18 protein-coding genes are annotated in these 19,555 nt (G+C 68.7%); 11 read left to right on the forward strand and 7 right to left on the reverse strand.

Annotated features, from left to right (window positions below; genetic code table 11):
• Nucleotides 1-4: 4 nt before the first annotated feature.
• From ACFTZB_RS12175 to ACFTZB_RS12195, 5 genes are read left to right on the forward strand one after another with little or no spacing between them, the layout of a single operon-like run.
• Nucleotides 5-1,045 carry an acyl-CoA dehydrogenase family protein gene (locus ACFTZB_RS12175; protein ID WP_378431859.1) on the forward strand — a complete coding sequence of 347 codons (1,041 nt, stop codon included), beginning with the start codon at nt 5-7 and terminating at the stop codon, nt 1,043-1,045.
• Entirely contained in the window at nt 1,030-2,181 is a 1,152-nt protein-coding gene (locus tag ACFTZB_RS12180; protein WP_378431861.1) for an acyl-CoA dehydrogenase family protein, read from the forward strand. The genes ACFTZB_RS12175 and ACFTZB_RS12180 overlap by 16 nt, the downstream gene beginning before the upstream one ends.
• A 14-nt stretch (nt 2,182-2,195) precedes the next feature.
• Nucleotides 2,196-3,191, forward strand: a complete 996-nt coding sequence (locus tag ACFTZB_RS12185) for a bifunctional MaoC family dehydratase N-terminal/OB-fold nucleic acid binding domain-containing protein (protein ID WP_378431863.1) — start codon at nt 2,196-2,198, stop codon at nt 3,189-3,191.
• On the forward strand, nt 3,188-3,610 hold the full coding sequence (locus tag ACFTZB_RS12190; protein ID WP_378431864.1) for a MaoC family dehydratase: 423 nt from the start codon (nt 3,188-3,190) through the stop codon (nt 3,608-3,610). The genes ACFTZB_RS12185 and ACFTZB_RS12190 overlap by 4 nt, the downstream gene beginning before the upstream one ends.
• The gene (locus ACFTZB_RS12195) at nt 3,607-4,776 is read left to right on the forward strand and encodes a lipid-transfer protein (protein ID WP_378431865.1); all 1,170 of its coding nucleotides are present in this window, start codon (nt 3,607-3,609) and stop codon (nt 4,774-4,776) included. The genes ACFTZB_RS12190 and ACFTZB_RS12195 overlap by 4 nt, the downstream gene beginning before the upstream one ends.
• Before the next feature lie 6 nt (nt 4,777-4,782).
• On the opposite strand, the gene ACFTZB_RS12200 is transcribed toward ACFTZB_RS12195, so the two are convergent.
• The 3 genes from ACFTZB_RS12200 to ACFTZB_RS12210 all read right to left on the reverse strand — a co-directional run bounded on the left by ACFTZB_RS12200 (nt 4,783) and on the right by ACFTZB_RS12210 (nt 8,920).
• The gene (locus ACFTZB_RS12200; protein WP_378431867.1) at nt 4,783-5,607 is read right to left on the reverse strand and encodes an alpha/beta fold hydrolase; all 825 of its coding nucleotides are present in this window, start codon (nt 5,605-5,607) and stop codon (nt 4,783-4,785) included.
• Nucleotides 5,608-5,705: 98 nt separating this feature from the next.
• Nucleotides 5,706-7,403 (reverse strand): PHA/PHB synthase family protein, encoded by a 1,698-nt coding sequence (locus ACFTZB_RS12205; RefSeq protein ID WP_378431869.1) that lies wholly within the window; start codon nt 7,401-7,403, stop codon nt 5,706-5,708.
• A complete protein-coding gene (locus ACFTZB_RS12210) occupies nt 7,400-8,920 on the reverse strand; it encodes a long-chain fatty acid--CoA ligase (protein WP_378431871.1) in 1,521 nt (506 codons plus the stop codon). The genes ACFTZB_RS12205 and ACFTZB_RS12210 overlap by 4 nt, the downstream gene beginning before the upstream one ends.
• A gap of 147 nt (nt 8,921-9,067) precedes the next feature.
• On the opposite strand from ACFTZB_RS12210, the gene ACFTZB_RS12215 reads away from it, so the two are divergent.
• A complete protein-coding gene (locus ACFTZB_RS12215; RefSeq protein WP_378431872.1) occupies nt 9,068-10,267 on the forward strand; it encodes a PucR family transcriptional regulator in 1,200 nt (399 codons plus the stop codon).
• Here the strand turns inward: ACFTZB_RS12215 and ACFTZB_RS12220 are convergent, their stop codons facing one another.
• Nucleotides 10,268-11,365: a flavin-containing monooxygenase gene (locus ACFTZB_RS12220; protein WP_378431873.1), complete on the reverse strand. Its 1,098-nt coding sequence runs from the start codon at nt 11,363-11,365 to the stop codon at nt 10,268-10,270.
• A gap of 109 nt (nt 11,366-11,474) precedes the next feature.
• Nucleotides 11,475-13,115 (reverse strand): LuxR C-terminal-related transcriptional regulator, encoded by a 1,641-nt coding sequence (locus ACFTZB_RS12225; RefSeq protein WP_378431881.1) that lies wholly within the window; start codon nt 13,113-13,115, stop codon nt 11,475-11,477.
• Nucleotides 13,116-13,264: 149 nt separating this feature from the next.
• On the opposite strand from ACFTZB_RS12225, the gene ACFTZB_RS12230 reads away from it, so the two are divergent.
• On the forward strand, nt 13,265-14,221 hold the full coding sequence (locus tag ACFTZB_RS12230; protein ID WP_378431875.1) for an ATP-binding cassette domain-containing protein: 957 nt from the start codon (nt 13,265-13,267) through the stop codon (nt 14,219-14,221).
• The gene (locus ACFTZB_RS12235) at nt 14,218-15,036 is read left to right on the forward strand and encodes an ABC transporter permease (protein ID WP_072939452.1); all 819 of its coding nucleotides are present in this window, start codon (nt 14,218-14,220) and stop codon (nt 15,034-15,036) included. Before ACFTZB_RS12230 ends, ACFTZB_RS12235 begins: the two co-directional genes overlap by 4 nt.
• On the opposite strand, the gene ACFTZB_RS12240 is transcribed toward ACFTZB_RS12235, so the two are convergent.
• Nucleotides 15,033-15,614: an NTP transferase domain-containing protein gene (locus tag ACFTZB_RS12240; RefSeq protein WP_378431876.1), complete on the reverse strand. Its 582-nt coding sequence runs from the start codon at nt 15,612-15,614 to the stop codon at nt 15,033-15,035. The genes ACFTZB_RS12235 and ACFTZB_RS12240 overlap by 4 nt on opposite strands.
• Before the next feature lie 132 nt (nt 15,615-15,746).
• Between ACFTZB_RS12240 and ACFTZB_RS12245 the strand changes: the two genes are divergently transcribed.
• Complete coding sequence (locus ACFTZB_RS12245; RefSeq protein ID WP_378431877.1) at nt 15,747-16,691, forward strand: alpha/beta fold hydrolase; 945 nt, start codon at nt 15,747-15,749, stop codon at nt 16,689-16,691.
• Here ACFTZB_RS12245 and ACFTZB_RS12250 read toward each other — a convergent pair.
• Nucleotides 16,688-17,587 (reverse strand): LysR family transcriptional regulator, encoded by a 900-nt coding sequence (locus ACFTZB_RS12250; protein WP_378431878.1) that lies wholly within the window; start codon nt 17,585-17,587, stop codon nt 16,688-16,690. The genes ACFTZB_RS12245 and ACFTZB_RS12250 overlap by 4 nt on opposite strands.
• Before the next feature lie 154 nt (nt 17,588-17,741).
• On the opposite strand from ACFTZB_RS12250, the gene ACFTZB_RS12255 reads away from it, so the two are divergent.
• Nucleotides 17,742-19,046 carry an NAD(P)/FAD-dependent oxidoreductase gene (locus ACFTZB_RS12255; protein WP_378431879.1) on the forward strand — a complete coding sequence of 435 codons (1,305 nt, stop codon included), beginning with the start codon at nt 17,742-17,744 and terminating at the stop codon, nt 19,044-19,046.
• A gap of 9 nt (nt 19,047-19,055) precedes the next feature.
• Nucleotides 19,056-19,532: an NUDIX domain-containing protein gene (locus ACFTZB_RS12260; RefSeq protein WP_378431880.1), complete on the forward strand. Its 477-nt coding sequence runs from the start codon at nt 19,056-19,058 to the stop codon at nt 19,530-19,532.
• Nucleotides 19,533-19,555 lie beyond the last annotated feature (23 nt).

Raw genomic sequence — 19,555 nt, forward strand, 5'->3', positions numbered from 1 at the left:
CAGCGTGGACTTCACTCGAGACGAAACCCAGGAGGCCGTGGCCCAGGTCGCGGCCGGACTGCTGGCCCGCGACCTCGACGGCGACGCCCTCTGGGCCGCATTCGCCGACGCCGACCTGCTGACCCTCGCGCTGCCGGAACGTCTCGGCGGCGAAGGGCTCTCGGTCACCGACGTCGGCGCGCTGCTCACCGAGGTCGGGCGGAATGCGGCGCAGGTTCCTGCGCTGGCGACGCTCGGATTCGGGGTGCTGCCCATCGTCGCGCTGGGCGACGACGCGCAACAGGACGCCCTGCTCACCGGTCTCGCCGACGGTCGCACGTTCACCGCGGCGCTCGCCGAACCCGGGGCGCAGTTCCCGGCACGGCCGTCGGTGACCGCGGTCGTGGACGGCGACGGCCACTCCGTCACCGGTCGCGTACTCGCGGTCCCGTTCGCCGAGCACGCGCACCGGATCCTGGTGCCGACGGACGCCGGGGTGGTGCTGGTCGATCCGGGCGAGGACGGCGTCACGCTCACACCGACACCCACGGCGTCGGATAGTCCCGAATTCGCGATCACGTTCGACCGGGCCAAAGGCGAACTGCTCGCCGCCGGCGACAACGCGGTGCAGACGCTGTACCGGATCGCGCTGGCGTCGATCGGGGCGGTGGCCGACGGACTGCTCTCCGGTGCAACGGTTCTGGCGGGCGAGCACCTGGCCACCCGGCACCAGTTCGGCAAGCCGCTCGCGACGTTCCAGGCCGTCTCGCAGCAGATCGCCGACGTCTACGTCACGTCCCGCACCCTGCACGTGTCGGCGCTCGCGGCGTCCTGGCGGGTGTCCGAGGGCCTGGACGCACAGGACGATCTGGACGTGATGGCCTACTGGATCGCCGCCGAGGTGCCCGCCGCCATGCAGGTGCTGCACCACCTGCACGGCGGGATCGGCGTCGACGTGACGTACCCGCTGCACCGCTACTACTCGACCGCCAAAGACCTGGCCCGCCTCGTGGGCGGCGCCTCGTACCGACTCGACCTCGTGGGGGCCCGGTGTTCATCGATCTGACCGACGAGCAGCGGGAGCTGCAGGCGGAACTCCGGCGCTACTTCTCCGGGCTGATCTCCCCGGCCGAGGCGGAGGTGATGCGCACCGAGCGCCACGGCGCCACCTACCGCGAGGTCATCCGCCGGATGGGGAAGGACGGCTGGCTCGGGGTGGGCTGGCCGGTGGAGTTCGGCGGTCGCGGTTTCGGAGAGATCGAGCAGCAGATCTTCGTGAACGAGGCTGTGCGCGCCGATGTTCCGCTGCCCTCGGTGACGCTGCAGACGGTCGGGCCGACGCTGCAGACCTACGGCACCGAGGAGCAGAAGCGCAAGTTCCTGCCCGCGATCCTGGCGGGCGAGGTGCATTTCGCGATCGGCTACACCGAACCCGAGGCGGGTACCGACCTGGCGGCGCTGCGGACCACGGCCACCCGGGTGGGGGACGAGTACATCGTCAACGGCCAGAAGATCTTCACCACCGGCGGCCACGATGCCGACTACCTGTGGCTCGCCGTCCGCACCGGTTCGGCCGACTCGCGGCACCGCGGCATCTCCATCCTGATCATGGACACCAAGGACCCCGGTTACAGCTGGACGCCGATCATCACGTGCGACGGCGCGCACCACGTCAACGCCACGTACTACGCCGACGTCCGGGTGCCCGCGAACATGCTGGTGGGCGAGGAAAACCAGGGATGGCGCCTGATCACCACCCAGCTCAACCACGAACGCGTCATGCTCGGGCCCGCCGGCCGGGTCGGGGGACTCTACGACCGCGTCCGCAACTGGGCGGTCGCGCACGACCTGCTCGGCGAACCGGACGTGCGGCGCGCGCTCGGCGAGATCCACGCGACGTACCGCCTCAACGAACTCCTCAACTGGCAGGTGGCGTCCAGTGAGTCGGATGCCGTCGACATCGCCGACGCGTCGGCGACGAAAGTGTTCGCCACCGAACGCATTCAGCGTATCGGCAGGCTCGTAGAGGAGATCGTCGGACGTTACGGCGATCCGTCCGAGCCGGCGACCGCCGACCTCGTGAGGTGGCTCGACATGCAGGTGAAACGCAATCTCGTCATCACGTTCGGCGGCGGCGTCAACGAGGTGATGCGCGAGCTGATCGCGACAGCCGGCCTGAAACTTCCCAGAGTCCCGCGATAGGAGCGCCGCGCGATATGAGTTCCGAACAGATTCTCGCTGCCGCAGAAGAGGTCCGGTCGGCGGGCCCGAGCGCTCCCCGGCCCGGGCGGGACCCGATCAACCTGCCGATGATTCGCAATTGGGTGGAGGCGATCGGCGACAAGAATCCGATCTACGTCGACGAGGCGGCGGCGCGGGCAGCCGGACACGACGGCATCGTCGCCCCGCCCGCTATGGCGCAGGTGTGGACGATGCAGGGCCTGAACGCCGTTCGGCAAACCGACGACCCGCTCGGGCGCATGACGACCATCCTCGACGAGGCCGGGTTCACGTCCGTCGTCGCCACCAACTGCGATCAGATCTACCACCGCTACCTGACGGTCGGCGAGGAGGTCACCATCACCACGACCCTCGAGGACGTGGTGGGCCCGAAGAAGACGGGCCTCGGCGAGGGGTGGTTCTTCAACACCCGCAGTGTGTGGCGCGACGCCGCAGGCGAACCGGTGGCCGAGATGCTGTTCCGGATCCTGAAGTTCATGCCGAGAACCGACCGGCCCGGGCCGTCGGGGAACGGCCGCGGTGCGTCCTACGACGACCTGGACCCGTCGAGGATGATGCGGCCCAGCGCCTCCCAGGACACCCAGTTCTTCTGGGACGGTGTGGCCGCGCACGAACTGCGGATCCAGCAACGCGAGGACGGGTCGCTGCAGCATCCGCCGGTGCCCGCGCTGTGGAAGGACAAGGCGGAGGCGACGGACTACGTCGTCGCGTCGGGCCGCGGCACGGTGTTCAGTTACGTCGTCCACCACGCGCCGAAGGTCCCGGGCCGTTCGCTGCCGTTCGTGGTGGCGCTGGTCGAACTGGAGGAAGGCGTCCGCATGCTCGGCGAACTACGCGGGGTCGAGCCCGCCGACGTGACGATCGGGATGCCGGTGGAGGCGATCTACCTCGACTTCCCCGGCGACGAAGAGACGGGCGGCGCGCCGTGGACCCTGTACGCGTGGCAGCGCGGAGCGAAGGAGCAGTCATGACGTCCACTCTCGATGTCGTCGTGGGAACGACGCTTCCGGAACTGTCCGTCACCGGCGACCCGACGTTCGTCGTCTCGGCCGCGCTCGCGACGCGCGACTTCCAGGACGTCCACCACGACCGCGACCTGGCGCAGCAGCGCGGATCGAAGGACATCTTCGTCAACATCCTCACAGACACCGGTCTGGTGCAGCGGTTCGTCACGGACTGGGCGGGACCGACCGCGGTGATCAGGTCGATCGCGCTGCGCCTCGGGGTTCCGTGGTACGCCTACGACACGCTCACGCTGAGCGGCACGGTGGCGTCGGTGGACGACGGCGTCGTCACGCTCGACGTCGTCGGGAAGAACGGTCTCGGCGACCACATCACGTCGAAGGTGACCCTCGTCCTGGACGGACGCACGAACGGAGCGGGTGCATGAGCGGGCTGTCGGGCAAGGCTGTCATCGCCGGGATCGGCGCCACCGACTTCTCGAAGGATTCGGGCCGCAGCGAATTGCGGCTGGCGGCGGAGGCCGTGACGGCGGCGCTCGAGGACGCCGGGCTGACACCGGCGGACGTCGACGGGCTGACGTCCTTCACGATGGACACCAACACCGAAGCGGCCGTGGCCCGTTCGGTAGGCATCCCGGACCTGAAGTTCTTCAGTCGCATCCACTACGGCGGTGGCGCGGCGTGCGCGACCGTGCAGCAGGCCGCGATGGCCGTGGCCACCGGCGTCGCCGACGTGGTGGTGGCGTATAGGGCGTTCAACGAGCGGTCGGGGATGCGGTTCGGGCAGGTGAACTCCGGTCTGGTGCAGCAGGTGAACTCGTCCGGTACCGACAACGCGTTCTCCTACCCGCACGGCCTGTCGACGCCTGCGGCGTTCGTCGCGATGGTCGCGCAGCGGTACATGCACGAATACGGCGCCACGAGTGAGGACTTCGGCCGGGTCGCGGTCACCGACCGCAAGCACGCGGCCACCAATCCGAACGCCTTCTTCCACGGCAAGCCGATCACCCTCGAGGACCACCAGAATTCCCGCTTCATCGCCGAACCGCTGCACCTGCTCGACTGCTGTCAGGAGTCCGACGGCGGCATCGCGATCGTGGTCACGTCGCCGGAGCGGGCGAAGGATCTGAGGCAGAAACCGGTCGTGATCACGGCGGCGGCGCAGGGGAGCGGCAGCGACCAGTACATCATGACCAGCTACTACCGGCCCGAACTCGCGGGACTGCCCGAGATGGAGCTGGTCGGCAGGCAGCTGTGGGATCAGGCCGGACTCGGACCACAGGACATGGACCTGGCGATCCTGTACGACCACTTCACACCCTACGTATTGATGCAGCTCGAAGAGCTCGGCTTCTGCGGTCGCGGCGAGGCCAGGGACTTCATCGCCGACGGCACCATCGAACTCGACGGCAGCCTGCCGCTCAACACCCACGGAGGCCAGCTCGGGGAGGCCTACATCCACGGCATGAACGGCATCGCCGAGGGGGTGCGGCAGATCCGCGGCACGTCCGTCAACCAGGTCTCCGGTGCGCAGAACGTCCTCGTCACCGCCGGGACGGGCGTTCCGACGTCGGGTCTGGTGTTGACGGCCTGAGCCCGATCAACGCAGGAAGGCACCGATCACCGGCGCCAGCGCGCCTGCGTTGGTGACGATGTCGATGTGCCCACCGGAGTGCAGGTGCAGCGTCGCATTCGGCAAGAGTCGATTCATGATGTGCGCGTTGACGACCGGGATGATGGGGTCGTCGGTACCCGCGACGATCAGCGTCTGCTGCCGAATCAGGGGCAACACCGGCAGACTGGTCCACACCGATCCGGCCAGCAGTTGGTGGAGGTAGCCGACGAGGGAACCGGCGTGGAGTTGCTGCAGGAACAATTTCGCGACGTCGTCACCCCTGCGGTGCGCGGTCCCGCCGTACAGGTCGCCGGCGATCGAGGCGGCGTAGTCGGGGTCGGTGAACCGGCGCGGCGTCAGCATCTTCGCCAGCACCCGGGGACTGCCCGGAACCATGAGCACTCCGGTCCCCGTCGCCACGAGAACCAGCCGCCGGCAGCGGGACGGGTTCTGCAGGGCGAACTGCTGGGCGAGGGCGCCGCCCCAGGACAGCCCCAGGACGTCCACGACGCCCGTACCCAGTGTGGTGAGCAACCGGCCCAGCACCCACGCGAGGTAGGGGAACCCGTACGGCAGGGGCGAGGCGGGCGACCCACCGGTTCCCGGAACGTCGAACCGGACGATCGCCCGTTCCGGATCCAGCTTGCCCACCAGGGGTTCGAGTACCTCGAATCCGGCGCCGATCCCGTTGCACAACACCAGGGGCACCCCGGTTCCGCGACGGACCTTCACCCGGATCCGCTGGCCGCCGACGGGGACGACGTACGTGTCGTCCCCGCCGCGGTCTGCAAACAATTCGGTCACACTCATCGGTACAGCACCACGACCTCGGCGATGCACGCCGGCCGTTGCGCTCCCTCGATGTCGTAAAGGTGAAGGGTCATGGTTGTCTCCGGGTGTGTCGGGTGTCAGTTCTGGTGCACGTAGGTGCCGGGGGCCGGGGCCACGGGCGGATACTCGCCGGCGCCGAGGCTCTGCGGAGCGTCGATCTCGGGGCCGCTGCGCTCACCGAGCCACTGCGCGTAGTCGGGCCACCACGAGTCCGAGGCCGTCTGGGCGGTTTCCAGCCACTGTTCGGGGGTCTCGTGGTCGGCCTGGGCGAAACGAAACGACGCGCGCGGGTTGTCAGGCGGGTTGACCATCGAGGCGATGTGGCCGCTCGACGAGAGGACGAATCGGTTGTCCTTGCTGCCGAGCAGGCGGGCGCTGCGGTATGCGGACTGCCACGGGCTGATGTGGTCGGCGATACCGCCGATCACGTACGCGTCGGCGGTGACCGTCGACAGATCGACGGGGGTGCCCAGCATGCTCACCGCTCCGGGGGTGGTGAGTGCGTTCCGCAGGGCCATCATCACGAGGTCGCGGTGGAGGGCGGCCGTCATCCGGGTGGTGTCGGAGTTCCAGAACAGCACGTCGAAGGCCGCCGGACGACGTCCCTGCACGTAGTTGTTGACCCAGTACCGCCAGACCAGGTCGGTCGGGCGCAGCCAGGCGAACACCTCGGCCAGTGTGCGACCGTCGAGGTATCCCTGCGCGGACGAGGCCCGGATCGCGGCGCTCGCGGCGCGTTCGCTCAGCGCGGCCGAGGCGAACCCGGCCCGGTTCTGGTCCAGCACGGTGACGGCGAGCGCCAGCCCGGCGATCCGGTCGCCCTCGCCGATCTCGGTGAGATGGGCCGCCGTCATGGCGGCCAGGATGCCGCCCGAGCAGGTGGCCAGCAGGTGCGTGCGATCGGCACCGGTGATCTTCTCCACCGCGTCGAGTGCGTCGATGATCGCCTGGCCGTAGGCGTCGGTGCCCCAACTGCGATGGCGGGCAAGAGGATTGCGCCACGAGATCGTGAACACCTGTTGGCCCTGCTGCAGCAGGTATTCGATCATGCTCCGTCCCGGAGCGATGTCGAGGATGTAGTACTTGTTGATCACCGGGGGCACGATCAGGAGCGGCGTCGAGCGGACGGTCGGCGTCTGCGGTGTGTAATGGATCAGCTCGAAGGCCCGGGTCTGGAGCACCACCGCGCCCTTGGTGGTGGCGACGGTCTCACCGACCGCGAACGCGTCGGGCTCGACCATGGCGGGCACCCGCGGCTGGGAACTCATGTCCCGGGCGAAGGCACGCAATCCCCGGACGGCGCTGAGACCGCCGGTGTCGATCAGGGCCTTCCACCCGAGCGGGCTGAGGAGCGGGCTGTTGGTCGGGGACAGGCCCTCGACGATGTTGTCGAGGACGAACCGGATCTTCTCGGTGTCCCGCCAGTCCAGCGCGGCGTCGGCGAGCAGGGCATCGCTGGTGTGCGCCGCCGCGAGATAGGCCTGCATGGTGCGACGGAGCAGTGGATTCTGCTGCCACGCGACGTCGCTGAAACGCTTGTCCGCCTTGGCCGGGGCGCGGTCGGACCGGCCGGCGGCGATCGCGCCGAGCTCACGTGCGAGTGCGCCGCCCCGGGAGGCGAGCGTGCGCGGTTGCTTGGCGAGTTCGAACCCGAATCGGGTCCACGAACTGTTCGGCTGCATTCTCGCCGGGAGTCCGCGCGTCGGCTTCGTGAGCAGGAGGTCGAGGGGGACGGCGAGTTCGTCGGGGCTGGTGAACGAGGGCGCAGTGGTCACGGTGCGGTGCTTTCGGTGGTGGATGCAGGGATGGTGATCTCGCGGCGGACGATCTTGCCGGTCGGGCCCTTGGGGAGGGTGTCGACGAGCCAGATCTCGCGCGGGTACTTGTAGGCGGCGACCCGGGTCTTGACGAAGTCGCGCAGTTCGGCGGGATCGGCGTGCGCACCCGCTTTGAGCGCGATCGCGGCGCCGATCTCCTCGCCGAGGGACTCGTGCGGAACACCGACGACGGCCGCCTCGGCCACCGCGGGGTGCTCGTAGAGCACTTCCTCGACCTCGCGGGGGTAGACGTTGAGACCGCCACGGATGATCAGGTCCTTCTTCCGGTCGACGATGATGAAATACCCGTCCTCGTCGGCCTTTCCGATGTCCCCGGTGGCGAACCAGCCGTCCGTGGAGACGGCCGCCGCCGTGGCGTCGGGCAGGTTCCAGTAGCCCTTCATCACATTGCCGCCGCGGATCTGGATCTCGCCGGGTTCGCCCTGCGCCGCCTCGGCGCCCGCGTCGTCGACCACGCGCATCTCGACGCCCTCGATGGGGGTGCCGATCGTGCCGGGTTTGCGTTCCCGGCCGGGGTGGTTGAACGAGGCGACGGGGGAGGTCTCCGACAGTCCGTACCCTTCGAGGACCACGGCCCCGACGGCCTCCTCGAAGTCGGTGAGCACCTGCACCGGCAGCGCCGCGCCGCCGGACACGCAGACGCGGAGGGTCGCGGTAGCCGACTTCGGGAACTCGGACGCCACGCCGAGCAGCGCCGAGTACATCGTCGGGACACCCTCGAAGACGGTGACGCCGTCACGTTCGACCACCTCGAGCGCCTTGCGTGGCTCGAACCGCGGGATCAGCGTGAGGGTCGCACCGACCGACACGGCGGCGTTCAGCCCGCAGGTCAGGCCGAACACGTGGAAGAGCGGCAGACATCCCATCACCACGTCGGCGGGCCCGATCTCGAGCAGAGTGCGCGCGGTGACCTCGGCGTTCCGCGCGAGTCCGCCGTGGGTGAGTTCGGCGCCCTTGGGCTTGCCGGTCGTCCCGGACGTGTGGAGCACGACGGCGGTGTCGGTGTCCGTCCGGTCGACCGGACGCGGCTGCGGAGCAACGCCGGCCATCAGGTCGTCGAGGCCCGCGTCGTCCACCAGCCAGCACCGCGCGCCCGTCGCCGCCGCGGCGTCGGTGGCCGCGTCCGCGAACGCCGGCGACCCGAACAGTGCCGTCGCGCCCGTGTTGGACAGAAAGAACTCGACCTCCCGCGACTTCAGCAGCGGGTTCATGGGGACGGCGATCGCACCGCAGCGCAGGATGCCGTAGAAGACGATCGCGAACGCGGGGGTGTTGGGCAGCATCAACCCGATACGGTCGCCCGGTGCGACGCCGGCGCGTTCGAGGACGGTGGCGAGCCGGGCGGCGGCGTCGTCGAACTCGGTGAAAGTGAGCTGCAGGTCGTCGCACCGGAGGGCGATGTTCCCGGGAACGTCGTGGGCGGACGCTGTGAGATTCAGACTCAGATTCGGCAAGATGGGTCTCCGCTCGCTACCGGTTGTCGTCGATTGCATCCATCGTGACCTCACCCGCGCGGAAGGGCGATGGTGGCGGAAACAACATGACGGCCTCCAGGATGTTCCCGGCCACAGTGCGTGTTCCGGCCGACTATCGTGTCCGGTATGGCTGCGTCCCCCGATCCCTCAGTCGCAGCACTGGGCAAGGTGATGCTCGTTCACGCCGACGAACTGGGTGCGCAGCTCGCCGAACTGATCTGCGTGCAGATCGAGTTCTACGGTTCGAATGCCGTCGTCACGAAGGACGAGCTCCGGCAAAGTTGCACCGCCAACATTGCTTTCGTCTTCCGGCAACTGTCCGGTGAGGCCGACTCGGACTTTCCCGCGGCGGCAGAGACCGGTACCGCGCGGGCCCGCGCCGGTGTGCCATTACCGGCGGTCATGGACGCGTACCGCGTGGGGTTCAGATTCATGTGGGAGACGACGATCGCGCACGCGCGCCGAAACGGCGACCTGTCGATCGACTCGATCCTCGATGCGACGTCGCAGATCCTGCTCGCCCAGGACACCTTCACCCAGGCCATGGCCACCGCCTACCGAAAGCAGCTCACCATTCAGATCCTCAGCCACGAGGAGGAGCGGTCCGCATTGGTGGAAGCGCTCCTGTTCCGGCGGATCACCGACCGGCACAATCTGTGGGAGATCGCCGACAGTCTCCGGTTGCCCACCTCGGGTCCCTATGTGGTTGTAGCAGCTGAGGTCCCGGAGATCGGACGTCTGGGGCTCCCCGAGATCGCGAGCAAACTGGACGTGCGCGACATTCGCTCGGCGTGGCGGCTGCTTCCCGACCTGCAGGTCGGGATCGTCTACCTTCGGGCGCCTGCGGTGCTCGATGCCGTCGTCCAGGTGCTCGAGGGCGTCGCGTCGTCGCGCGTCGGGATCAGCCCGCGCTTCGACGACCTCGCCGAGACGAGTGAGGGGCTGCGTCTCGCCCGGCTGGCCATCGCGGGTGAACCCTCGTCGGAGTCACTGGTCGCGCTGTTCGACGATTCCCCGCTCGCCTTCGCCGCGGCGAGCGCACCGGACACGATGGCTCGCATCCGGACGTCCATTCTCGGTCCGCTCGACGATCTGCCGGACGCGGAGCGTCAGATCCTGGTGACCACCTTCGAGGCCTGGCTCGACACCGGCGGTTCGGCGAACGACACCGCGACCGCCATCTTCTGCCACCCCAACACGGTGCGTCACCGCCTGCGCCGGATCGAGGAGCGGACCGGCAGGTCTCTCTCGCGACCGCGGGACGTGGCCGAGTTGTGCCTGGCGTTCGAGATCGACCGCCGCCGGCCGCGAGCCTCCGAGGCGTAGTCAGGCCACAGCCCGCGGCGACCGTACGACCACGCGCTTCGCGATGTGTTTTGCGACGTAGGCGGCGTCGCGGCCCACCCCGCCGGTGAGCATCGACGCGAAGGCCTGCAGGAACGGCAGACCGACGAAATACAGTCCGGGATGGTCGGGTGAGACTCCGCGGGACTGCTCGGGCCACCCGTCCGCACCGGTGACGGGGATCTGGATCCACGTCGTGTCCTTGCGGAACCCGGTGCACCAGATCACGTTGCGGACGTCGAGAGCGGTGCCGTCGTCCAGGATCGGATTGCCGTCGCGCACGTCGGTGACCTTCGCCGGAAAGTGCTCCACACCAGCCGCGGCCAGGTCGGCGCGCTTGACCCGGAGCAGTGGGCCGCCGCCCGAGCGGACGTGGGCGCGCATCTTCCGGCCGACGGGGGTGCGTTCGGTCAGAACGTGATTCGCCATGAACCACATGATCGGGATGGCGACGCGCGCGGCGCCGCCCTCGAGGTCGAACGGCACCTCACCGCGGACGGGACCGCAGATCGTGGTGTGATGCGAACGCGACGCCTCCAGGGCGATATCCGCGCCGGAGTGGCTGCACCCGACCACCAGCACCGGCCCGTCCTGCAGTTGGGAGGGATTGCGGTAGTCGCTGGAATGCAGTTGCCGGATCCGGGGGTCGAGGCGGTCGGCGAGGTCGGGGACGACCGGGGTCTGCCAGGTGCCGGACGCGACGACGACGTTGCCGGCCTCGAATCGGTCCGTCCCGGCGGTGACGACGTAGCGGTCGCCGAGACGGGACAGTCCGTCCACGGTGACGCCGGTCCGGACCGGCAGCGCGAACCGCTCCGCGTAGGCCTCGAAGTAGTCGGCGATCTCGTCCTTCCCCGGCCAGGACCACGCGGGGGCCGGGATTCCCCAGCCGGGCAGGCCGTCGTACCGGGCGGGACTGTAGAGCCGGAGCGAGTCGAACCGTTCCCGCCACACGTCCCCGACGCGGTCGTGGGCGTCGAGGATCACGAACTGCTGCCCGCGCCTTGTGAGGTGGTAGCCGGTGGCGAGACCGGCCTGCCCGGCACCGATCACGATCGTGTCGAAACGTTCTGTGGACATCGGGTGCCTTCTTCCCTCGGCGTTCGGTGGTTGTGCTCAACGCTAGGAGCGGGGCCGATCCCGGCGCGTCGGGAGAAAGGCGCAGATACGTACGACCGTATGGGTACTTTCATGTAGCCGGGCCGACGAGATGATGCTCGTAGGCATAGGCCGTGGCCGCCGACCGCGACGAGATTCCGAGCTTGACGAAGATGTTGCTCAGGTGCCGCGCGATCGTCTTCTCGCTGAGGAACAGTTCCGTCGCCACCGCCCGGTTACTCTTGCCCGCCGCGACGAGGCGGAGCACGCACACTTCACGCGGGGTCAGCGGAGCGGAGTCCGCGGGGCCGGGACGGAACTCCGCCCGCAGTCGCTCGAGGTCGGGGAGCGCGCCCAGTTGCCGGTACGTGGCGGACGCGAGGTCGTGCTCCATCTCCGCGGTGTCGTCGTCGCCGAGGTCGCGGCACACCAGCGCGACCGACTCCCGGACCCGCGCGCACTCGTAGGGCGCGCCGATCTCCTGCCAGCGGCGCCACGCATCGCGCAGAACGGTCAGCGCGTCACTGCCCCGCCCCTCGGCGTGCAGCATCGATCCCGACGCCTGCGCGGCCAGGGCGCACAGATAGGGAATCGCGAATCGGGTTGCCGTCGCGTCGAGTTCGTCCGCGGCCGATCTCGCCGCCGGGACGTCGCCCGAGGCGAGCAGGATCTCCACGCACGCGGGCAGCAGCCGGGCGCGTTCCACGGCGCCGGTGGCTTCGTCCAGCGCGCAGCGGATCGACGCGGCCGCGCTGCCGACCCGCCCCTGCGTCATCCGCAGCAGTGCGAGTCCGGGTTGCGGGCGCCTGCCCAAGCGGTTCGCCTCCAGGAACAACTTCTCGGCCTGGGCGACCTCGCCGCGCAGGCGGTGGAGGTCGGCCATCACGTAGGCGGCGGACCCGGCCGCGGGTTGCGAGGCGAGTCGTTCGTGCGCCCGCCGCGCCGAGTCCATCGCCGTCGGCCACTCGCCCTGAAGTTGCAGGATCTCGGCACGGTGGACGAGGCACTGGCCGCGGTAGGGGACGAGACCGGGTTGCGAAGAGCACCATTCCTCCAGCGCCACAGTCCATTCCCTCGACCGCCGGAGGTCGCAGATGTTCTGGCACTGCTCGATCACGGCGCAGTACACGATCCCCGCGACCACCGGGGAGACGTTGTCGGACGTCACCCCGACCATCGCCTCGTCGAACGCGGACACCGCCTCCGCGACGTGCCCCAGCAGGACGAGCGAATGGCCGGTGCCCAGCACCCCGAGCGTCGTCAGATCCGGGTCGGCGAACCGGATGCCCACGTCCGTCACCGTGCGGAAGATGTCCCGGGCCGCGGTGCCGTCGCCGTCGTCGATCCGGCGCAGCCCCTGCGGCACCAGCAGGTAGCCGCGCTCCGCGCAGTCCACGCCCGCGGTGTCCAGAAGTCGCTGGGCCTTGCCCAGCCAACCGCCGCCGCGGGCGTGCTCGCCCCGCATGAGCAGGCCGAACGAGAGCCAGAACGCGCACCGCGCCGAGCGCACCGGTCGACCCGTGCGGGTCCACTCGTGCACCGCCCGCTCCCACCATCCGGTGCTGGCGTCGTCCTCACCGAGCAGGTAGGCGGCGGTGGCGAGCAGTTCGAGGTCGGCACCCGGCAGCGGGTCCTGCCGATCGGCGCTCGACAGGCGGGTGTAGGTGGCGCGCCAGTCTCGCCGCTCGAAGGCCGCACGGCCCGTCCGGAGTTCCGACGCCGCATCCGACATCATGGTCTCCTGCCGAAGATCTGCGCGCTGACCTGCTCGAATTTCAGACTACCGCCGCACAGTGCCTGCCCGGAACGTCGAATATTCCGCTGCACCTGTCGGTGCCTCGAGTCACACTGGGTCGACACGCCAACGGATGGGAACTTCTGATGGTCGATGCGATAACGGCAGAGGGTCTGGTCAAGAAGTACGGCAAGGTCACAGCGCTGGACGGGGTCGACCTCGCGGTCCCCTCGGGAACGGTGATGGCGCTGCTCGGCCCGAACGGCGCAGGCAAGACGACGGCGGTGCGGGTCTTCACCACCCTCCTCGTCCCGGACGCCGGCCGCGCGCAGGTCGCCGGTCTCGACGTCGTCCACGACGCGCGGGTGCTCCGGTCCCGGATCGGCGCGTCGGGACAGTACGCGGCCGTCGACGAGTACCTCACCGGCTTCGAGAACCTGGAGATGGTCGGTCGGCTCTACCACCTCGGGGCCAAACGCAGTAAGGCGCGAGCCCGCGAACTGCTCGACCAGTTCGACCTTGTCGAGGCGGGAGATCGCCCCGTCAAGGGGTACTCGGGCGGCATGCGCCGGCGTCTCGACCTCGCCGGCGCGCTGGTGGCCGAGCCGGAGGTGCTGTTCCTGGACGAACCGACCACCGGGCTCGACCCCCGCGCCCGGCTGGCACTGTGGGACGTCATCGACAATCTGGTCGCCCGGGGCACCACCCTGCTCCTGACCACCCAGTACATGGAGGAGGCCGAGCGCCTCGCCGACCAGATCGCGGTGATCGACCACGGCTCCGTCATCGCCCGCGGAACCGCCGACGAATTGAAGGACCGCGTGGGCGGTGAGCGCATCGAGTTGAGCGTCCGTGAGGGCGTCGACCTGTCCGTCGTGCGCGACGAACTGGCCCCGCTCGCCGCAGGCGACATCCTGCTGGAAGAGAACGTCCGCCGGGTGACGGTGCCGGTGACCGGCGGTGCCGACGCCCTCGTCGAGGCGCTGGGCCGACTCTCCAACAGAGGAGTGAAAGTCTTCGACGTCGGACTCCGCAGGCCCACCCTGGACGACGTCTTCCTCACCCTGACCGGACACGAAGCCGAAGAGGAGCACATCTCATGAGCGCCCCACAGACGGCGTCCGTGCACACCGCGCTCGCGGACGGGCTCACGATCGCCAAACGAAACATGATCAAGATCAAACGCGTCCCCGACCTCATCGTGTTCACCACGTTGTCGCCGATCATGTTCGTGCTGCTGTTCGCGTACGTATTCGGTAGCGCGATCCAGGTTCCCGGGATGTCCTACCGGGAATTCCTGATCGCAGGGATCTTCACGCAGACGGTCATCTTCGGGGCCACCTGGACGGGCCTCGGGATGGTCGAGGATCTGCAGAAGGGGATCATCGACCGATTCCGGTCGCTGCCGATGGCCCCGTCCGCCGTCCTCCTCGGCCGCACGTCCACCGACGTCCTGATCAACATCGTCAGCCTCGTCGTGATGTCGCTGACCGGTCTGATCATCGGGTGGCGCATCCACTCGAGTCTCGGCGAAGCGGTCCTCGGCTACCTGCTCCTGCTGTTGTTCGCCTACGCCCTGTCGTGGGTGATGGCGGTGGTCGGGCTCTGGATCCGCACCCCGGAAGTGTTCAACAACGCCAGTTTCATCGTCATCTTCCCGCTGTCGTTCATCGCGAACACGTTCGTCGAGACCACCAACCTGCCCGGCCCGCTCAAGGTGATCGCCGAATGGAACCCGGTGTCCGCGGTGACACAGGCCGTGCGGGAACTGTTCGGAAACACCAACCCGGCCATGACCGTTCCCGACGCCTGGCCGTTGCAGCACCCGGTCATCGCATCACTTTTGTGGTCGGCGGTCCTGTTGGTGATCTTCGTGCCATTTGCCATCCGGCGGTACAAGAAGGCGGTCAGCCGCTAGTGGAGTTCGCGCGGCGAATCGACGTCGCGTCCCGAGCCCAGATCGGAGCAGTCGACCGCCTCGGCGCCGTGTGCCGCAAGGTACTTTCGTGCACCGGAGTCCCCGGTGAGGCTGCGCCGCAACGGGAGCCAATGGTCCCGGCCGATCAGAACCGGGTGCCCCGGGCGTCCGCCGTAGTGAGCCTGGCGCAGCGCCGACCGGGCGTCGCCGGGCGGAACCGAAGCCACCCGCCGGACGGCGTCGACGCCGAGGTCGGGGAGGTCGACGAGGGTGATGACGACGGCATCGACGTCGTCGAACGCATCCGCGACCTCCAGCCCCCGCCGCAGGGACGCGGACAGCCCCGACTGCCAGTCGTCCGCGATCCCGACGGTGACGGGGAACCCGCCCGGCAGGAGCTGCCGGGCCTCGTCGGCGCGGGCACCGAGCACCACGACGGTCGGCGCGCATCCGGCCTCCGACAGCACCCGGACACCGCGCGCCAGCCACGGTTCCCCGTCCGCGCCGACGACGAGCGCCTTCGGCATGCCCATGCGCGAACCGGCCCCGGCCGCGAGCAGCACGCCCCCGATCGTCATCGAACTCTCACCGTCCAACGCTGCATGCGCTCAAACATACGACGGTGCGGTCGTAGACTGGCCGGTGGCCTCGGCAGGCCCAACAGACGGCACGCCCAACAGACGGCACGCCCAATCGGAACGGACGGACGCATGGTGGATCCGAACAGAGTCGGCGAACCTGCCCAGCAGGAGTTCGCGCAGCGGTGGGGCGGCGCGGGCAGCGTCGTCGACCTCGACGGTCCCGTTCACTGGGTCGAATACGGCGAGGAGACCGAGTTCCCTCCGGTGGTCATGGTCCACGGTCTCGGCGGCTCGCACCTGAATTGGGTGCGGATCGCGCCGGTCCTCGCGCGGCGCACCCGGGTGCTCACCGTCGATCTCCCCGGTTTCGGGCTCAGCCCGTCAGGGCAACGCCGGACGGGCGTCGGCGCCAACGCGAAGGTGCTGCACCGCTTCCTGCGCGAAGTCGTCGCGCGTCCCGTGATCCTGATGGGCAACTCGATGGGCGGCATGATCTCGCTGTTCGAGGCGGCGGCGCATCCGGAGACCGTCTCGGCCCTCATCCTCGTCGACCCTGCACTGCCTGTCGCGCAACGGATTCCGGACCCGCGGGTCGCCGCACAGTTCGCGATGTACTTCACCCCGTTCGTGGGCGAGCGGTTCCTGCAGTATTCGAGCCGGAAGATGACGGACCGGCAGTTGGTCGAGCGCACGATCGAGCTGTGCTTCGCCGATCCGAGCCGGGCGTCGGAGGATTCCCTGGACGCCGCAACGGCGCTCGTGGGTTACCGCCGCGCGCTGCCGTCCGAGGACGCGGCGTTCCTTCAGGCCAGCCGCTCACTGATGCGTGTGCTGGCGCGTCCGCGGCGATATCTCGATGCCATGCAGTCGCTCGCGCAGCCCGTTCTGCTGCTCCACGGCGACCGTGACCGGCTGGTCCCGGTTGCGGCGGCCCGCAAGGTGGCGACCGCGAATCCGCGGTGGGACAGCGTGATTCTCGCGGACGTGGGGCACACTCCGCAGCTCGAAGTCCCCGACACGATGCTCGACCGCGTGCTGACGTGGGTCGACCGGCACGGGCTGATCGACGTCTAGGTGTCGGCCGCTCCGCCGGTCCCGGCGATCGACTGCGCGAGCGCACGGAACAGGTGCGTCAGTTCGGGCCGCGTCGCAGTTCCGCTCCGGACGACCCCGCACACCGGGATGCGCAGCCGATCGTGCGCCTCGCGCAGGAAGCTCAGCCCCCGCCGGGGCGTCGCGTCGGCGGTGTCGGCGTACAGCACGGTCCACGACCGCGGGGTGGTGAGGACGTCGAGGGTGGCCGTGTGGTCGCTGGGGATCGACGGTCCGAGCATGACCCGCTGCCCGACCTGCCGGAATGCGTCCTCGACCACGTTGTGGATCAGGATCTGACTACTGCGGGGCGGCAGTAGCAGCGGGTACGGCGCCAGTTCGCTGAGGTCGACGGTCGAGACCCCGGCCAGCGGGTGTTTGCTCGACGTCACGATGACCAGGTCTTCGAGCCCGAATTCCACGGTTTCGAGCCCGGGCCGGTCGACGCCGCCGCGGATGAGTGCGAGGTCGGCGTCGCCCGACGCGACCGCGGTCATCCGGTCGGTGAAATCCTTGATGACGAACTCGATGTCGAGCTGTGGGAAGTCTTCGCGGACAGCCGATATCGCCTCGAGGCTCTGGGTCGCGAAGCTCATGCTCGCGCTGATGCGGAGCCGGTTGCGCGGGTCGAGTCCCACCGACAGAGCGCGGGCCTCGAGGCCCATCATCTCGGCGGCGATGGGCATGAGTCGTTCGCCCGCCGCGGTGAGCCGGGTGGCGCGCGTCGAGCGTTCCAGCAGGGTGGTGCCCAACTCCTGTTCGAGTTTGGCGATCTGATGGCTGATCGCCGACTGGGAGATGAAGCAGCGCTGTGCCGCGCGCGAGAAACTGCCCTCCTCGCCGACCGCGAGGAAGTAGCGAAGCTGTCGGAACTCCATGACCTGAGGTTACGTCCTTCGGGGAAGACTTATGAGCAATCGAGATAACACAATTTCGATTTCCCCAGCTTACTGGCGATTAACACGGGCCGATCCCTAATGTGGAGCTCATACGCGGCGCTAAGTAGACGCCAGAAGCAGTAGGAGGTTTTCGGTGGATCGCACACAGGTCGTCATCGTGGGATCGGGATTCGGCGCACTCGCGGCGGCGAAGAAGCTCGGCAAGGCAGGCACGCCGTTCGTGCTGATCTCCGAGACCACCGAGCATCTGTTCCAGCCCCTTCTGTACCAGGTCGCCACCGGTGTCATCTCGCCCGGCGAGATCGCTCCGTCCATCCGCGCGATCCTCGCCAAGTACCCGAGCGGCGACGTCCGGCTCGGCCGCGTCGTCGACGTCGACCCGGACAAGAAAGAGGTCGTCTACGAGGCCGGCAGCATCCGCCACACCATCGGATACGACAGCCTCATCGCCGCGACGGGCGCCCGGCAGGCCTACTTCGGTCGCGACGAGTTCGCCGAGGTCACGTACGCGCTCAAGACCGTCGCCGACGCCGACCGGCTGCGCAGGCAGATCGTCCGCTGCTTCGAGGAGGCGCACACCACCTCCGACCCGGAGCGTCGCCGCGACCTGCTGCACTTCATCGTCATCGGTGCGGGCCCGACCGGTGTCGAACTGGCAGGTCAGATCAAGGAACTGGCGGGCCGTTACTTCGAGAAGTCGCTTCGCGACATCACGTCCGAAGATGTCACCGTCACGCTCGTCGAGGGTGCGAACGAGACGCTGCCCGTCTTCGGCGGCAAGCTCAGCAAGTACACGCAGGACTCGCTGGAGAAGGCGGGTGTCGAGGTGGTTCTCGGCACGATGGTCACCGACATCGACGAACACGGCGCCACGCTGTCGTCGCCGAGCACCGGCTTCGAGAAGCGGCTCACGGCCGACACGATCATCTGGTCGGCGGGCATCCAGGCCAACGACTTCGCGGCTGTGCTCGCGGACCGGACCGGCTGCGAGACCGGGCGCGGTGGCCGTCTGCTCGTCGACGACGACCTCACGGTGGGCCGCTACGACGACGTCTACGCGATCGGCGACATGGCGTCGCTGAACAATCTGCCCGCGCAGTCGCCGTTCGCGATGCAGGGTGGACGCCACGTCGCGGCCATCATCACCGGGAAACGCGCCCTCGGCACGCCGTTCACGTACCGCGACAAGGGCAGCATGGCGATCATCAACCGGTTCCGCGCCATCACCCGCGTCGGCAAGGTCGAGCTGACCGGTGTGCTCGCCTGGTTCCTGTGGCTCGCCGTGCACCTCGTCTACCTGGTCGGATTCCGCAACCGGTACGTCGCGGTGATGTCGTGGTGCGGTTCGTTCCTCGGACACCGCCGCCCGCACTTCCACTACGCCCAGGAGATCGAAACCATCGAGTTGAGCGACCAGCGAGAGGACGCCGCGGCCTAACGTGGTTCCATGACCGTCACCAGCGCTGGAGTACTCCTGTATCGCACAGACGATGCGGGAGTGCTCCAGTTGTGGATCGTGCACATGGGCGGCCCGTTCTGGGCGCGCAAGGACGAGGCCGCGTGGTCGATCCCCAAGGGCGAATACGTCGCCGGCGAGGATCCGTTCGCGGCCGCGCTGCGCGAGTACGAGGAAGAGATCGGGGCACCGCCGCCCGCGGTCGAGTACGAGTTGCTCGGCGAATTCCGGCAGCCCTCACGCAAGGTGATCACCGTCTACGCGGCGGAGGTGAGCGAAGACGTCGCCTTCGTCGAGAGCAACACGTTCGACCTGGAATGGCCGCCGCGGTCGGGGAAGATTCAGCAGTTCCCCGAGGTCGACGACGCCCGCTGGTTCCCGTCGGATGTCGCCGAGACGAAGCTGGTCAAGGGTCAGCGTCCCATTGCGCGTCGCGCCCGTGAGTACTTATTAACGTCGGGCGGTTAACAAGTGCTCACAGGCGGCGAAGC

The organism is Rhodococcus sp. NPDC057014 (assembly GCF_042673295.1).
In the GTDB taxonomy this organism is placed as follows: domain Bacteria; phylum Actinomycetota; class Actinomycetes; order Mycobacteriales; family Mycobacteriaceae; genus Rhodococcus_F.

Excerpts from the sequence above, each read along its gene's own strand:
- ACFTZB_RS12185 (WP_378431863.1), top strand. The coding sequence starts at position 2,196 with ATGAGTTCCGAACAGATTCTCGCTGCCGCAGAAGAGGTCCGGTCGGCG.
- ACFTZB_RS12190 (WP_378431864.1), top strand. The coding sequence starts at position 3,188 with ATGACGTCCACTCTCGATGTCGTCGTGGGAACGACGCTTCCGGAACTG.
- ACFTZB_RS12195 (WP_378431865.1), top strand. The coding sequence starts at position 3,607 with ATGAGCGGGCTGTCGGGCAAGGCTGTCATCGCCGGGATCGGCGCCACC.
- ACFTZB_RS12200 (WP_378431867.1), bottom strand. The coding sequence starts at position 5,607 with ATGAGTGTGACCGAATTGTTTGCAGACCGCGGCGGGGACGACACGTAC.
- ACFTZB_RS12215 (WP_378431872.1), top strand. The coding sequence starts at position 9,068 with ATGGCTGCGTCCCCCGATCCCTCAGTCGCAGCACTGGGCAAGGTGATG.
- ACFTZB_RS12220 (WP_378431873.1), bottom strand. The coding sequence starts at position 11,365 with ATGTCCACAGAACGTTTCGACACGATCGTGATCGGTGCCGGGCAGGCC.
- ACFTZB_RS12225 (WP_378431881.1), bottom strand. The coding sequence starts at position 13,115 with ATGTCGGATGCGGCGTCGGAACTCCGGACGGGCCGTGCGGCCTTCGAG.
- ACFTZB_RS12230 (WP_378431875.1), top strand. The coding sequence starts at position 13,265 with ATGGTCGATGCGATAACGGCAGAGGGTCTGGTCAAGAAGTACGGCAAG.
- ACFTZB_RS12235 (WP_072939452.1), top strand. The coding sequence starts at position 14,218 with ATGAGCGCCCCACAGACGGCGTCCGTGCACACCGCGCTCGCGGACGGG.
- ACFTZB_RS12240 (WP_378431876.1), bottom strand. The coding sequence starts at position 15,614 with ATGACGATCGGGGGCGTGCTGCTCGCGGCCGGGGCCGGTTCGCGCATG.
- ACFTZB_RS12245 (WP_378431877.1), top strand. The coding sequence starts at position 15,747 with ATGGTGGATCCGAACAGAGTCGGCGAACCTGCCCAGCAGGAGTTCGCG.
- ACFTZB_RS12250 (WP_378431878.1), bottom strand. The coding sequence starts at position 17,587 with ATGGAGTTCCGACAGCTTCGCTACTTCCTCGCGGTCGGCGAGGAGGGC.
- ACFTZB_RS12260 (WP_378431880.1), top strand. The coding sequence starts at position 19,056 with ATGACCGTCACCAGCGCTGGAGTACTCCTGTATCGCACAGACGATGCG.